This window comes from Bradyrhizobium sp. HKCCYLR20261, from assembly GCF_051168435.1.
GTDB lineage: Bacteria > Pseudomonadota > Alphaproteobacteria > Rhizobiales > Xanthobacteraceae > Bradyrhizobium.
This window is the reverse complement of sequence record NZ_JBNPUZ010000001.1, coordinates 1-14,980: the sequence shown is the minus strand read 5'-3', so window position 1 is coordinate 14,980 and position 14,980 is coordinate 1. Positions and strand designations below refer to the sequence as shown.

The 14,980-nt window shown below is 66.7% G+C and carries 12 protein-coding genes; 8 read left to right on the top strand and 4 right to left on the bottom strand.

The window, feature by feature from the left end; all coding sequences use genetic code 11:
- The first annotated feature begins 3 nt into the window (after positions 1 to 3).
- The 3 genes from ACQR1L_RS00060 to ACQR1L_RS00050 are packed head-to-tail and all read left to right on the top strand — an operon-like array spanning position 4 to position 3,072.
- Positions 4 to 822, top strand: a complete 819-nt coding sequence (locus ACQR1L_RS00060; protein ID WP_434855897.1) for an ABC transporter substrate-binding protein — start codon at positions 4 to 6, stop codon at positions 820 to 822.
- A complete protein-coding gene (locus ACQR1L_RS00055; protein WP_434855896.1) occupies positions 809 to 1,702 on the top strand; it encodes a polysaccharide deacetylase family protein in 894 nt (297 codons plus the stop codon). The genes ACQR1L_RS00060 and ACQR1L_RS00055 overlap by 14 nt, the downstream gene beginning before the upstream one ends.
- Positions 1,699 to 3,072: an amidohydrolase family protein gene (locus tag ACQR1L_RS00050; protein ID WP_434855895.1), complete on the top strand. Its 1,374-nt coding sequence runs from the start codon at positions 1,699 to 1,701 to the stop codon at positions 3,070 to 3,072. The genes ACQR1L_RS00055 and ACQR1L_RS00050 overlap by 4 nt, the downstream gene beginning before the upstream one ends.
- 1,306 nt (positions 3,073 to 4,378) lie before the next feature.
- Here ACQR1L_RS00050 and upp read toward each other — a convergent pair.
- From upp to ACQR1L_RS00035, 3 genes are all read right to left on the bottom strand, one after another.
- Positions 4,379 to 5,008, bottom strand: coding sequence for a uracil phosphoribosyltransferase (gene upp, locus ACQR1L_RS00045; RefSeq protein ID WP_315721502.1), 630 nt, complete (start codon positions 5,006 to 5,008; stop codon positions 4,379 to 4,381).
- 238 nt (positions 5,009 to 5,246) lie between these two features.
- Positions 5,247 to 6,470 carry a URC4/urg3 family protein gene (locus ACQR1L_RS00040; protein ID WP_434855894.1) on the bottom strand — a complete coding sequence of 408 codons (1,224 nt, stop codon included), beginning with the start codon at positions 6,468 to 6,470 and terminating at the stop codon, positions 5,247 to 5,249.
- 15 nt (positions 6,471 to 6,485) lie between these two features.
- Positions 6,486 to 7,742, bottom strand: coding sequence for a GTP cyclohydrolase II (locus ACQR1L_RS00035; protein ID WP_434855893.1), 1,257 nt, complete (start codon positions 7,740 to 7,742; stop codon positions 6,486 to 6,488).
- A 256-nt stretch (positions 7,743 to 7,998) separates the two neighbouring features.
- Here ACQR1L_RS00035 and ACQR1L_RS00030 point away from each other — a divergent pair, with 256 nt between their 5' ends.
- Positions 7,999 to 9,228 (top strand): amidohydrolase family protein, encoded by a 1,230-nt coding sequence (locus ACQR1L_RS00030; RefSeq protein ID WP_434855892.1) that lies wholly within the window; start codon positions 7,999 to 8,001, stop codon positions 9,226 to 9,228.
- A 132-nt stretch (positions 9,229 to 9,360) separates the two neighbouring features.
- Complete coding sequence (locus ACQR1L_RS00025; protein WP_434855891.1) at positions 9,361 to 10,287, top strand: N-carbamoyl-D-amino-acid hydrolase; 927 nt, start codon at positions 9,361 to 9,363, stop codon at positions 10,285 to 10,287.
- A 307-nt stretch (positions 10,288 to 10,594) separates the two neighbouring features.
- Here the strand turns inward: ACQR1L_RS00025 and ACQR1L_RS00020 are convergent, their stop codons facing one another.
- Positions 10,595 to 11,254 (bottom strand): aspartate/glutamate racemase family protein, encoded by a 660-nt coding sequence (locus tag ACQR1L_RS00020; RefSeq protein ID WP_434855890.1) that lies wholly within the window; start codon positions 11,252 to 11,254, stop codon positions 10,595 to 10,597.
- A gap of 127 nt (positions 11,255 to 11,381) precedes the next feature.
- On the opposite strand from ACQR1L_RS00020, the gene hydA reads away from it, so the two are divergent.
- From hydA to ACQR1L_RS00005, 3 genes are all read left to right on the top strand, one after another.
- Complete coding sequence (hydA, locus tag ACQR1L_RS00015; RefSeq protein ID WP_434855889.1) at positions 11,382 to 12,851, top strand: dihydropyrimidinase; 1,470 nt, start codon at positions 11,382 to 11,384, stop codon at positions 12,849 to 12,851.
- 238 nt (positions 12,852 to 13,089) lie between these two features.
- A complete protein-coding gene (locus tag ACQR1L_RS00010) occupies positions 13,090 to 14,061 on the top strand; it encodes an NAD-dependent epimerase/dehydratase family protein (protein ID WP_434855888.1) in 972 nt (323 codons plus the stop codon).
- A gap of 1 nt (position 14,062) precedes the next feature.
- Positions 14,063 to 14,824 carry an SDR family oxidoreductase gene (locus tag ACQR1L_RS00005; RefSeq protein WP_434855887.1) on the top strand — a complete coding sequence of 254 codons (762 nt, stop codon included), beginning with the start codon at positions 14,063 to 14,065 and terminating at the stop codon, positions 14,822 to 14,824.
- Positions 14,825 to 14,980 lie beyond the last annotated feature (156 nt).

Genomic DNA, 14,980 nt, shown 5'->3' with positions numbered 1-14,980 from the left:
ATCATGAAGGTCAAGTCGATCATGTGGGCCGCCGTCGCGAGCGCGGCGATGGTGGTGGCAAGTGCTGCGGCCGAGCTGCCGGCCGACATCAAGCAGAACGGCCTGCGCATCGCGGTGGTGCCGAACTATCCGCCGATGGAGTTCAAGGATCCGGCCACCGCGACCCTGACCGGCTTCGATGTCGAGCTCGGCGAGGCGCTGGCCAGGAAGCTCGGCGTCAAGGCGGTGTGGCAGGAGACCAGCTTCGACCAGCTGATGCCGGGGCTCGCCACGCAGCGCTTCGATATCATCCTGACCGGCATGACCGACCTCAAGAGCCGGCAGGAGACCGCGAGCTTCATCGATTATCTGCGCAGCGGCCCGCGCTTCTTCGTGCAGGCCTCGCGCGCCGCCGAGTTCAAGGAGCCGGCGGCGCTGTGCGGCAAGAAGGTCGGCGCCAGCAGGCGCACGATGTTCCCGAAGGACATCGCGGCCTGGAGCGACAAGAACTGCGGCGCGACTCCGATCGAATTCGTCGGCACCGAGGGCTCGGCCGATGCGCGCACGCAGCTCAAGCAGGGCCGGATCGACGCCGCCGTGCAGGGTAACGAGACCTTGCCCTACATCATGGATCTCGAACCCAACACCTATGTGCCGGTGGGCACGCCGATCGCCTTTCAATACACGGGGCTCGCGACGCCGGTGAAGGCGGAGGAGTTGCGCGAGGCGTTGCGCGGCGCGCTTGAAGGGCTGATCGCCGATGGCAGCTACAAGGCGCTGCTGGCGAAGTGGAAGCTCAGCGATAACGCGATCGAGAAGGTGACGATCAATGCCGGACAGTAAGGCGCTCGCGGGCATTCCGCTCATTCCCTCCAACACGGCGCCGCCGGCGCCCGAGTATCCGTGGCCCGCGCCGTACAAGGCGGCGATGTTCCTGTCGTTCGACATCGACGCCGAGAGCGCCTGGACATCGAAGGACCCCGCGCACGCTGCGCGCCTGGTTACGATGAGCTTCGGCGGCTTCGAGGCCCGCGTCGGTACGCCAAAACTGCTCGAGCTGCTGGCCGAGCTCGATCTGAAGGCGACGTTCTTCATTACGGGCTGGGCGGTCGATGCGCATCCGGCTATGGCCGAGGCCGTGCTCAAGGCCGGCCACGAGATCGGCCATCACGGCTATCATCATCTGCTGCCCGATCCCGGCGATCCCTTCATCATCGAGGAGATCGAGCGTGGCTTCGAGACGCTGCAGCGCCGGCTCGGCGTCCGGCCGATCGGCTACCGCGCGCCGTTCGGCGAGTTCTGCGAGGAGCTGCGCGTCGCGCTTGTCCGGCAAGGCATCGTCTACACCTCGTCGTTCCGCGACGACGTCAGGCCGTATCGCCATCGCTTGGCCTCCGGCTCGCCCGGCACGATCGAGATTCCGGTGACGTCGAGCTACGACGACTGGATGCACGGCCTGTCGGCGCGGTTCTCGCCGCGCTCGATCTTCCCGAAGGAGCATGTGCTGTCGATGTGGAAGGACGAGCTCGACGAGGTCCGCGACTGGGGCGCGATGGTCACCACCGTGCTGCATCCGCAGGTGTCGGGGCGGCCGATGCGCTTCCGGCTGCTGCGCGAGTTCCTCAACTACGCCAAATCCTGCCAGGACGTCTGGATCACGACAGGTGCGGAGATTGCGGCCAACTACCAGCGGCATGAGGCTGCGGAAGCGAAGGGCGCATGAACACGACCGCGATCTTCGGCAGCTACGTACTGACCCGCAAGGATGGCGCGCAACACGTGCTGCGTGATCACTGGGTGCTGGTCGAGGGCAAGAAGATCGCGGCGGTCACGCCGATCCGTCCCTCCGCCAGCGAGGTGTTCGACCGTCCCGGCCGCTTCGTGTTGCCGGGCCTGTTGAATCTGCACAACCACATCTTCAGCGAGGCGATCGCGCGTACGCTCACCGAGGATGGCAACGGCCGCCGCAACAACAAGAGCATCGTCTACACGGTGCTGCTGCCGCTGTCGAAGCGCGGTGCAGAGATCCTGAGTGTCGAGGAGCGGCTGGCGATCGGCCGCATGGGTGTGCTGCAGCTCCTGAAGGGCGGCGCAACCACCGTGATGGAGCCGTTCCGCAATACGATTCCCGAGCTGTTCGACGCCGCGCTCGAGATGGGCCTGCGCTTCTACGGCGCGCCCTATCTGTTCTCGACGTCGGACGCCAAGGCCGATGCCTCCGGCGTCGTGCACTATGCCGGCGACGACGGCGAGGCCGACATGGCGACCTGGAACGCGCTGCATCGGCGCTGGCACGGGCAGGGCGACGGGCGCATTCGGCTGGCGATGAGCCCGCATGCCACGGACACCTGCGGACCGGATCTGCTGCGTGCTGCCGCGGCGCGGGCGCGCGAGGTCGACGTTCCGATCACGACGCACATGGCGCAGAGTGCCGGCGAGGTTGCGACCATCGGGCTGCGCTATGGCGGGCGTACGCCGGCCGAATATCTCGACTGGCTCGGCCTGCTCGGGCCCGACCTGCTCGCCGCGCATTGCCATGCCTCGACCGATGACGACCTCAAGCTGATGGCGGCGCGGGGCGCCGGCGTGCTGAACTGTCCGCGCGTGTTCGCGCGCGCCGGCGTCACGGCAGCGTTCGGCCGCTTCGCCGCGCATGGCGTGCGCACCGCCGTCGGCACCGATGGCTACAACATGGATCTGCTCGGCGAGCTCAACGCCGCGTCGCTGATCTCGAAGGTCGCGCTCGGCAACGCCGAGATCGCGAGTGCGCCGGAGCTGATCGACGCGGTCACCGCGACTGCGGCTGCGATGATCAAGCGGGACGATCTCGGCGTGATCGCGCCGGGCGCGACCGCGGATCTCACCGTCGTCGACATGGCGCATCCGCATCTCCAGCCGCTGCATGACCCGCGCCGCGGCCTGATCGCGCTCGCCAACCGCGCCAACATCGACCAGGTAATGGTCGACGGCCGGCTGCTGATTCACGACGGCCGCTATCTGCATGGCGACGAGACGGCGATCACGGCAGCAGGTGCTGCGGCGATCGAGAAGATCTGGGCGCTGCCGGAGGCGCAGGCCGCGTTCGCGGGCTGAAGCGCTTTCCTTCATCTTACTGAACCTTGTCAAACAGCTGGCCAAGCAGGATCGTTGCCGCAGCGCGGATCGCGCCCGGGTGATGCTATCGTCGTTGCCCTCGCGACGTGATGAGGGCGCAGGGAAGGCCGGGTGCCGGTCGCACCCGCGGTCCGCGTGCAGCAAGATAAGCACGCGGCAGAACCACAGGTACGGACCGGAGCATCCGGCCTTCCCTGCGCGATGGTTTACGGCTTATACGCGATCTCCCCGGCGCCCGGCTCGTTGGCCGCCGTCATCGATCCGATGCGTCACACCGGCCGACTTGATACCAGCTTCGGGGTATCAGGACCACGCGACTTCGCCGTCCGCGAAGCACCGCTCGTCCGCGCAAGCGCATCCGATGCTCCGACGTCCACCGCATTGCCGATCCAACGTTTCGTGACGACGCGTACGCCCCTCATCCGGACCGGAACGGAGGGAGGATAAACCGAATATTCTGATATTTGGAAGAGGTATATTTTCGCGCAGGCTCTTGAACTCGAGCTTGTTGTTGGAATTACTGGTGATAATCGCGTTTTCGCGCGGCGCAGATCGATCACCCCGACACACAAATTCGGCGCGATCAAGCGACAGACTGCGCCCGTCGGGCAAATCAGGGTATCTGGTAGCTGGGCTCGTCTGATGGTGCGATTGATGACTTTTGGAGCAGTGTTGCTCCTGAGCCCGCCGACTTCACGGCGTCGCGGACGAAAACATCAGGCCGTAGCCCCAAATTCGACTGTCGTCCCGGGCAAGCCATGGCGTCGCAACGCGACGTCATGGCGCCGACCCGGGACCAATAACCACAGGCCTCGTTGAGGCGACGAACGACTCTCCATCGTGCTTCAACAACGGCAAGCCGTGGTTATGGATCCCGGGTCTGCGTCCCGACAACCCTGTCGCGTTGCCGTGACTTGCCCGGGATGACAGCGGAGTTTGTTGCCATCAGCGCGCCCCAGCGCGAACGCATCAACGATCGCGATCTCTCGACCTTGGCCTCATGGTTCGAGACGGCGCGCGCTTGTTCGTCGATTGCTCTCACGCGCAGATCGGCGCGCGCCTCCTCACCATGAGGGTCCGGCACCGACGTCGGTGCTGGATCCCGTGCCATGAACACGCCGACAGTCGTGTTCCTGGAGACCTGCCCCTCGCGAGGCTTCGGCGCAGAGGATTTTGGCGACGCCGAATCTTGCCACTCCTCACCCTGAGGAGCGCGCCGAAAGGCGCGCGTCTCGAAGGGCGAGGCCCGGATTACTACGTCCTCGTTGTCGAGTTGATGCGAGCCTTACCGCGTCCCATACGCCCGGTCGCCGGCGTCGCCGAGGCCGGGGACGATGAAGGCGTCGTCGTCGAGGCCGTCGTCGATCGCCGCGGTCCACAAGGTGACGTCGGGATGCAGGCCGCGGACGCGCTCGACGCCTTCGGGGGCGGCGATCATGCAGACCATGCGGATGTCCTTGGCGCCGCGCTCCTTGAGCCGGTCGACCGCGGCGACCGCGCTGTTTCCGGTCGCCAGCACCGGCGTGACGACGACGGCGAGACGCTCCTGCAGGTCGGAGGGAGCCTTGAAGAAGTACTCGACGGCGGTGAAGGTCTGCGGCTCGCGATAGAGCCCGATATGGGCGACGCGCGCGGTCGGCACCAGGTCGAGCATGCCGTCGACGAAGGTGACGCCGGCGCGCAGCACCGGCACGAACACCAGCTTCTTGCCGGCGATCTTGGCCGATTGCATCCGCGCCAGCGGCGTCTCGACCTCGACTTCCGTGAGCGGCAGATCGCGCGTGACTTCGTAGCAGAGGAGCATGCCGATCTCCTTCAGGAGCTCGCGGAACGACTTGGTCGAGATCGACTTGTCGCGGATCAGGGTCAGCTTGTGCTGCACCAGCGGATGATCGACGACCGTGACGCCTTCCATGGCTTTCATCTCCGACACGTAGGGTGGGCAAAGGCGCGACGCGCCGTGCTCACCGCGATGCTAGCTCAGACCGGAGCGGTGGGCACGCTGCGCTTTGCCCACCCCACGGATACCTTATGGGTTCGTCATTGCGAGGCGCGGAGCGACGAAGCAATCCAGACTTTCTTCGGGGCCCTGGATTGCTTCGCTGCGCTCGCAATGACGGAGCCGCAAGGTCGGTAAGTGTGGTCCAAACCCCTTAAAACACCGTGCCGTCGCTGATGATGGTGAGCGGCGGCGAGCCGTCGGGACGCCGGGCGAAGGCGAGCTTGCGGCCGGCGGCCCAGGTGCCGCCTTCGAGGATGCGGGCCAAGGGCAGTTGTTCTGCGGTCTGGCTTGTACGCTCGCGGATCAGTCCGGCCAGCCGGTCGAGCAGGGCGACCGTCAGCGCGCGCCATTCCACGACCAGCGGCGAGTCGACTTCATGGGCGCGAGAGGCATCGGCGGGATCGCGCAGGACCAGCACGCCGCCGTCGACGAACAGGCCGCCGTTGCGGTATTCGGCGAGGCCGGTGAGGCCGTCGATGTTGTCCACCACGAGGCCGGCGCGCTGCAGCGGTTCGATCAGCGAATAGCTCAGCCATTGCGACAGCTTGTGCAGCGGGACGAGACCGGTGGTCGCATCGTCCGTGACCAGCGAGGCATGCCGCCAGCAATCGCCGAGCGCGACGCCTTGCAGCGTCAGACGTGACGGCCAGATCGGGCCGAGCTGCAGCAGCACCTGCTGCAGAATATCGGCGGCCTGCAGATGACCGCCGGACGCGCCGGCGGCGAGCTGATCAAACAGACCGCCGGGACGCGGAGCATCCTGTGTTCCGAAGATCTCCGGCTTTGCCGCCGTTGCCTCGCCCAGCCGCCGCAGCAGGGCGACGCGACCTTCCAATCCGACCAGCGGATTTTCGGGGCCCACCAGAAAGCCGCGTTCGAGATCGGCAACGGTGAGCTGCTTCAGCTTCGCCGCATCAGCGCGCAGCGGATCGCGCACATCGGCCGAGAAAGCGCCGCGCGCGAACATGTCGAGGCTCGCCAGCGCAAGTCCCTCGGAGCGGCCGATCTTCGCGCCGGTGACGGCATCCTGATAGCGCCAGGCGGCGCCGGCGCCGGCGTCGAGCAGCACGCTGGTGATGGCGAGATCGAATTCGGCGCGCGCGCGCGCAGCGGCATCCGGCCACTCCACCTTTTCAGCGATTGCAGCCCAGCGATCGACGCCGCCGACCACGAAGTGCCGCCAGCGTGAATGAAACGGCACCTCGCCGCTCGGATACGCCTTGTTTGTCACATCGCGCACGAGATCGGCGAGCGCATCGAGCTTGCCGAGATCGATGCGAAAATGCGGCAGCTTGTCGTCGAGCCCGAGGGCAAGCAGCTGATGCGCCCGCTCGCGGACGGCGCGGGCGGACAGGAGAGATGAAACGTCGGTCATGATCGGCCGCTGCGCTCAGTACTTCTCGAGCGGGCGGCCGACGGTGTCGCCGAGCGCTTCGGGCTTCTGCGGCTCCAGCGAGAAATAGCCGGCCGCCTTCTTCGCCGCGATCTCGACATGGGCGTCGGCCGGGATCAGCTCGTCCGGGATCGGCACGCGCTCGACGATGTCGACGCCTTGTCCGACCAGCGCATCATGCTTCATGTCGCTCATCGAGATGAAGCGGTCGATGCGCGTGATGCCGAGCCAGTGGATGACATCTGGCATCAGCTGCTGGAAGCGCGCATCCTGCACGCCGGCGACGCATTCGGTGCGCTCGAAATACGCCGCGGCGGCGTCGCCGTCCTCCTGGCGCTTGCGCGCATTGTAGACCAGGAATTTCGTCACTTCGCCGAGCGCGCGGCCTTCCTTGCGGTTGTAGACGATGATGCCGAGCCCGCCGTTCTGTCCCGCGGCGACGCATTCCTCGATGCCGTGGATCAGATAGGGGCGGCAGGTGCAGATGTCCGAGCCGAACACGTCGGAGCCGTTGCACTCGTCATGCACGCGACACGTGATCTTCGTCCTGGAGTCGTTCAGCTTGGTGACGTCGCCGAACAGATAGACCGTGGTGCCGCCGATCGGCGGCAGGAACACCTGCAGGTCCGGCCGCGTCACCAGCTCCGGATACATGCCGCCGGTCTGCTCGAACAGGCCGCGGCGCAGATTGGTCTCGCTGGTGCCGAAGCGCGCGGCGACGCCGGGCAGGTACCACACCGGGTCGATCGCGATCTTCACCACCGACACGCTGCCATTGGCATGCACCACCTCGCCGTCATGGACGAGGCGCTTGGCGGCGAGCGCGGCGTGCAGCTCCGGCAGCTCGATGCGCGCCTTGGTCACCGCGATCGAGGGGCGGATGTCGATGCCCTCGGCGATCTCGCCGCCAAAGTTCTCGGCGACCAGATGGCCCCAGGGATCGAGCGCGACGATCTTGGCGGGATCGCGCCACTGGCCGAACGGGCCGATGGTGGCGGCGGGATGGGTGTTGGTGAGGTCGGGACGGCGGATCGGATCGAGCGCGCCGGAGGAGACGGCGAGCGCGCGGTAGATCGTGTAGGAGCCGCCATGGCTGCCGATCACGTTGCGGTCCTGCGGGCGCGATACCGTGCCGATGATCGGCCCGCGCTCGCGCGCGGTCTCGGCGCCCCAGTGGAGCGGGAAGTTATGCTTGGCGCCTGGCACCGGGTGCGAGGTCAGGCGGATGTGATCCGTGCGGTTGGAGCGAGTCATCGGACAGCCACCCCCAAAACGGCAACGGCCCGCCTTGACGACGGGCCTGAGCAGAACGAGTTCACGTTTTCCATACGGGAATATAGCAGCTTTTCCGCAGCAAACAAGGGCGTCGCCGGCACCATCTATTTGTAAACGAATGGTGACGACGGCCGGCCTGTGATGCAGCACGGTCTGGTCCGCTGGCATGGCGCTTGCCTTTTGAGCGCCGCGCCGCCAGCTTGGCGCGCGTGGATTCGTCGGCGGCAAAGGCGGCATGGACCTGATCATTCGCAACGCGGTACTGGCGCAGCAAGGCGAGCTGCGCCGCGCCGATATCGGAATTTCCAAAGGCAGCATCGTGGCGATCGAGGCCGCGCTGCAGGCGGACGGCGAGGAGCGCGATGCCGAGAGCTGCCTCGTCGTGCCCGGCTTCATCGAGACGCACATTCATCTCGACAAAACCTGCATCCTCGATCGCTGCACCATCCGGGAAGGTACGGTGGCCGAGGCGGTGCGCGAGACGGCGGCGGCGAAGCGCAATTTCACGGCGGAGGATGTCTACGCCAGGGCGAAGCAGACTGTTGAGCGCTGCGTCAGCCACGGCACGATGCGGATGCGCACCCATGTCGAGCTCGATCCCGGCATCGGCTTCATCGCGTTCGAAGCCATTCAGCAGCTTGCGCGTGACTACGCCTGGGCGCTCGATCTCGAAATCTGCGTGTTTCCGCAGGAAGGCCTGACGAACTATCCGGGCACCGAGGAACTGCTGATCGAGGGCCTGCGCCGCGGCGCGCGCACCATCGGCGCCGCGCCATATTTCGACACCGATCCGCCGGCGCAGATCGACCGCATCTTCGCGATCGCGCGCGAGTACGACGTCGACATCGACATGCATCTCGATCTCGCCGAGACGCTGGATCACATGCAGATCGAATATGTCTGCCGCAAGACCGAGGAGTACGGCTGGGGCGGCCGCGTCGCGGTCGGCCATGTCACGCAGCTGTCGCTGCTGCCACCGGAGCGCTTCAACGCGATTGCTGTCAAGCTCGCCAATGCCGGCGTTGCCGTTACCGTGTTGCCCTCGACCGATCTGCATCTGATGGGCCGCCGGCAGGATCACGCCATCCCGCGCGGCGTGGTGCCGCTTGAGCCGCTGCGCGAGCACGGCGTGACGTGCTCGCTGTCGACCAACAACGTGCTCAATCCCTTCACGCCCTATGGCGACGGCTCGCTGATCCGCATGGCCAATCTCTACGCCAATGTCTGCCACGTCTCGCGCCCCGACCATCTCGCCGGCTGCCTGGACATGGTGACGCATGACGCGGCGAAGCTGATGCGGCTGGAGGATTACGGCGTGAGGGTGGGCGCGCCCGCCGATCTCGTCTGCATCGATGCCCGCGATCCGACCGAAGCCGTCGCGACCCTGGCGCAGCCGCTATGGGGCCTGAAGCGCGGCCGGCCCTCGTTCTCGCGCACGCGGCCGGTGCTGCATCGGCCAGGATGATCTAGTTGTTACAATGTGATGGTCTATCAACGCGTCATTGCGAGCGAAGCGAAGCAATCCAGAGTCCTTGCGCGGCCCTGGATTGCTTCGCTTCGCTCGCAATGACGGCGGAGTTACTATAGGAGTTCCTTCATGCGCATCATCAACGTTGCCGCCGCCCAGATGGGGCCGATCCAGCGGGCCGAGAGCCGCGAGGCCGTCGTCGCGCGCATGATCGCGCTGCTCGACGAGGCCAAGCGCAAGGGCGCCGATCTGGTCGTCTATCCGGAGCTGGCGCTGACCACGTTCTTTCCGCGCTGGTACATGGAGGATCAGGCCGAGGTCGATACATGGTTCGAGCGCGACATGCCGAACGCCGCGGTGCAGCCGCTGTTCGATCGCGCCGCGCAGCACGGCATCGCGATGTATCTCGGCTATGCGGAGCTGACGCCGGATGGGCACCACTACAACACAGCTGCTCTCACCGACCGCGCCAGCAACATCGTCGGCAAGTATCGCAAAGTGCATTTGCCCGGCCACGAGGAATTCGAACCGGAGCGCAGCCATCAGCACCTGGAGAAGCGCTATTTCGAGCCTGGCGATCTCGGCTTTCCGGTCTGGCGCAATCTCGGCGGGATCATGGGCATGGCGATCTGCAACGACCGCCGCTGGCCGGAGACCTATCGCGTGATGGGGCTGCAGGACGTCGAGCTGGTGCTCATCGGCTACAACACGCCGTCGGTGAACTCGCTGAAGTCAGCCGAAGGACTGCAGCAGCGGCTGTTCCACAATCGTCTCTCCGCGCAGGCCGGCGCGTATCAGAATTCGTGCTGGGTGGTCTCGGTGGCCAAGGCCGGGTTGGAAGATGGCCATCATCTGATCGGCGGCAGCCTGATCGTCAATCCCGACGGCGAGATCGTTGCGGAAGCTGTGACGGAGGGCGACGAGGTGCTGGTCGCGCCGTGCGATATGGATGCGACGCGGTTCGGCAAGCAGACGATCTTCGACTTCGCGCGGCATCGCCGCGTGGAGCATTACGGCCTGATCACCAGCCGCACCGGCGCGGTGCCGCCGGAGTGAGGTATGCTGCCTTGTGAGTTGCAGATGGCGCTGTGTCGCAGACCCCAGTGCGCTCCCTCTCCCCGTTCTTCACGGGGAGAGGGTTGGGGTGAGGGGCAGCCACGCCCACCGACCGTGCGGAGGGTCTCCTTCAGTCGGATTGCATCTTGCGATGCTACCATACCGCGGAATCTATCGAGGGACGTCACTGGTAGTTGCCTGCCTCATCCCGGCCGGTGGCTATGGGTCCCGGCTCGGAGGCCGGGACGACAGCGGAGGGTGGGTCGGGCAGAGCAGCGCAGGCGGCGCCGCGAGATTTGCGAAGCAATCAGCTGCTAAACGCCACCGCGCCAAGCGCCATGGTCACCGCGGCCTGCGTCGGGTCGATCACCGGAATGCCCAGCGCGTCCTCCAGATTCTTGCGATGCCGCGCCATGCCGGCGCAGCCCATCACGATGGCGCCGGCGCCGTCTTCGTCCCGCAGCGCGCGGCCGACCGTAATCATCTTCGCCAGCGTGCCTTCGCCCGACGCGGTCTCCGCCACCGTCATGTCGAGCGGCCGTTCCGCGGCGAGCCTGTCCATCAGGCCCATCTGGCGGAGATAGCGGATGTGGCGGCGGATCGAACGTTGCGCGATGGCGAGCACGCCAAAGGTGTCGGCGCGCGTCAACGCGGTCAACACGCCGCATTCGGCGATGCCGAGCACCGGCCGCGTCGTCGCCTCGCGGCAGACATGCAGGCCGGGATCGCTGTAGCAGGCGATGACGAAGGCACTCGAGGCGTTGTCGCCCTCGACGAAGCGGCGCAGCGGCAGCGCGACGCTGTCGGCATCCTTCTGGCTCTCGACGCCGTAGGGGCCTTCCTTCAACGTCTCGCAGACGATCTCCGGTCCTTCCGCGAACATCAGCGGCTTGAGCGCCGCCGCGAGGCCGTCGGTCACCACCTGGTTGGAGTTCGGGTTGATCACGGTGATGCGCGGGCGGGACATGGGTGTTACCTGCTTCTTCGGAGTTGACGTCGCCCGACAGGCAACCACTATGCCACCGCGGACGCAAGCGGGCCTCAACTGCTCCGCGCGTCCACGCCGTTCCATCTGGCAGAACTAGGAGATCGCGATGACCGAGCCGGCCTATGACCTGATCATCCGGGGAGGGCGCGTCGCCACCACCACCGACACGTTCGAGGCCGACGTCGCCATCTCCGGCGAGACGATCGCGGCGATCGGCCGCGGGCTCGGGCCGGCCAAGCGCGAGATCGACGCGCGCGGCAAATACGTGCTCCCTGGCGGCGTCGACAGCCACTGCCATATCGAGCAGCTCTCCGCCGCCGGCATCGTCAATGCCGATACGTTCGAAAGCGCGACGACCTCTGCGGCGTATGGCGGCACCACATCAGTGATCTCCTTCGCCGCGCAGCATGTCGGTATGCAGCTGCCGCAGGTGCTCGAGGACTACCACGCGCTGGCGCGCAAGGGCGCGGTCATCGACTACGCGTTCCACATGATCATTGCCGATCCGACCAAGGAGACCTTGGAGCGCGATCTGCCGGCGCTGATCCGGCAGGGCCATGGCTCGATCAAGATCTTCATGACCTACGACCGGCTCAAGATCGACGATGAGCCGCTGCTCGACATTCTCGTCGCCGCGCGCGAGGGCGGCGCGATGCTGTGCGCGCATGCCGAGAACCACGGCATCATCTCCTGGATGGTGAAGCGACTGCTGGCGCGCGGCTACACCGCGCCGAAGTATCACGCCATCAGCCATGCGCGCTTTTCCGAAGCCGAGGCGTTCAATCGCCTGATCGGCATGGCGGCGCTGGTCGATCAGCCGATCATGATCTTCCACGTTTCGACCGCCGAAGGCGCCAAGGTCATCCGCGACGCGCGCGGGCAGGGGCTGAAGGTGTTTGCCGAGACCTGTCCGCAATATCTGTTCATGACCGCCGACGATCTGGACAAGCCGGGCATCGAAGGCGCGAAGTGGATGTGCAGCCCGCCGCCGCGTCGCGCGCCGGACCAGGAGGCGCTGTGGCAGGCGCTGTCGCTCGGCGATCTGCAGACGATCTCGTCGGACCACGCGCCGTACCGCTTCGACGAGACCGGCAAGCTGCGCGCCGGTCCCAACCCGAACTTCAAGCAGATCGCCAACGGCCTGCCGGGCCTGGAACTGCGGCTGCCGCTGCTGTTCGACGCGATGGTGTCGAAGGGCCGGCTCGGCCTCAACAAGTTCGTCGAGCTGACGTCGACGGCGCCGGCCAAGATCTACAATCTGCATCCGCGCAAGGGCGCGATCGCGATCGGCGCGGATGCCGACATCGCGCTGTGGGATCCGGACAAGCGCGTGACGATCAGCGATGCCGCCATGCACGACCTCGCGGGCTACACGCCGTTTGCCGGCCGCAGCGTGCAGGGCTGGCCGGTGACCGTGCTGTCGCGCGGCCGCGTGATCGTCGACGACGGCAAGGTCTCGGTGCAGCCCGGGTCCGGCCAGTTCCTCGCGCGCAGCGGCGGCGAGGCGGCGAAGCCGACCGGGCGGCTGGTGGCGGACATGGACCCCGAGCAGAACTTTGGGGCGACGCTGCTGTGAGCATGTCGGCGAGAGATCACGGGCCTCGTCCTTCGAGACGGTCGCTTCGCGACCTCCTCAGGATGAGGGGAGAGAGCAGGGCAGGCGGCGCGCACGCTGCGTTTCCTCTCCATGAACACGCCTCTTGGCGTGTTCATGGTCGGTGTGCAGGACCCGCTTGGGTGCCAGAACCTCATGGTGAGGAGGCTGCGCCAGCAGCCGTCTCGAACCATGAGGCCCCGATGGAGAGGCTTCTCGCATGCATGTCCTGATCTTCGGCGGCGCCGGCTTCGTCGGGCTCAATATCGCGCAAGGCTTGTTGGAGCGCGGACACCGCGTGACCGTGTTCGATGCGGCGCCGCTGCCGAGTGCCGCGCAACGCGCCTTCGCTTCTCATGGTGAGCGGCTGCAAGTTATCAAAGGCGATGTGACCGATGCGGCTGCCGTCGCGACGGCGGTCGGCTCCGGCTGCGATGCCGTGGTCATGGGCGCTGCGATCACCGCCGGTCCCGAGCGCGATGCGTCCGATCCCGAGCGCATCCTCGCGGTCAACCTGCTGGCGCAAGTGCCGATCCTGCAGGCGGCGCGGCGCAGCGGTGTCCGGCGCGTGATCAATCTGTCCTCGGCTGCATCCTATGGCGCCAGCGGCCAGCGCTTTGCCGTGCTGGAGGAGACGACGCCGTGCGAGCCGGTGTCGCTGTATGCGATCACCAAATTCACCTCCGAGCGCGTCGCCGCGCGGCTGTCGGACCTTTGGAAGACCGACGTCATCAGCGTGCGCCTGTCGGCGGTGTTCGGGCCGTTCGAGCGCGGCGGTGGCGTGCGGGACACGCCGTCACCGCAGGCGCTGATCGCGGGCTGCTGTGCGCGCAATGAGTCGGCGCTGCTGAACGAGCCCGGCGAGAAGGACTGGGTCTACGCCGTCGACGTCGCCGATGCTGTTTGCCTGCTGCTGGAGGCCGAGAAGCCGCAGCAGACGCTCTACAACATTTCGAACGAGGCGACGTTCACGGCCGAGGCGTGGGGCCGCGCTTTCGCGACCGGCCGGACTGGATTTACGTGCCGGCTCGCGGAGCCCGGCGAGACGCCGACGGTGCCGGTGTTCGCGCCCGTGCGCGGGCGGCTGTCGACGACGCGGCTGGCCGATGAATTCGGCTGGCGCGCGCGGTTCGACTGTGCGGCCTCGGCCGAGCATTTCGGCCGCTGGTTCGATCAGTACGGGAGAGACTGACATGAGGATGAAGGATAAGGTCGCGGTCATCACCGGCGGCGGCTCGGGCATCGGCCGCGCCAGCGCCGTGATGTTCGCGCGCGAAGGCGCGTTCCTCGCCGTGGTGGATCGCGATGCCGCCGGCGCCGATGAGACGCTGGCGCTGGTCCGTGATGCCGGCGGGAACGGCAGCGTCCATGTCGGCGATGTCGGCGATGCCGCGTTCGCCAAGGCGACCATTGAAGGCGTGGCCGCGGCGCGTGGCCGGCTCGACGTGCTGATGACCGCGGCGGGCTTCTCCTGTGGCGGCACGGTGGTCACGACCGATCCTTCCGATTGGGACGCGGTGTTTCGCGCCAATGTCGGCGGCACCTGGCTGTGGGCGAAGGTCGCGGTGCCGATCATGCAGGCGCAGAGGGCGGGGTCGATCATCACTGTCGCTTCGCAACTCGCCGTCGCCGGCGGCAAGGGCAACAGTGCCTATATCGCCGCCAAGGGCGCGATCATCAGCCTGACCCGCACCATGGCGGTCGATTTCGCGACCGACGGCATCCGCGTCAACGCGCTGGCGCCAGGCGCCATCGATACCCCGCTGCTGCGCCGGAGCTTCGCGCGCCATGCCGATCCCGAGCCGGTGCGCGACGCCTCGCGCCAGCGCCATGCGATGAAGCGGTTCGGCGAGGCGGATGAGGTGGCCGCGGCGGCGCTGTTTCTGGCGAGCGACGAGGCGTCATTCACGACGGGCATCGTGCTGCCGGTGGATGGCGGGTGGCTGGCGGCGTAGGGCCGCAAGTTTCGAGGTGAGCTGGTAGGCGACGCCTGACTTTGATTTGAAGCGAAGCTCGCGCCGCGGCGGCGGTCGGCTCCCCTCCCCCTTGCGGGCAGGGGAATCGCATGTGAAATTACGCTGTAAGGCATTGTGATCCGGTCAAAAATCGAT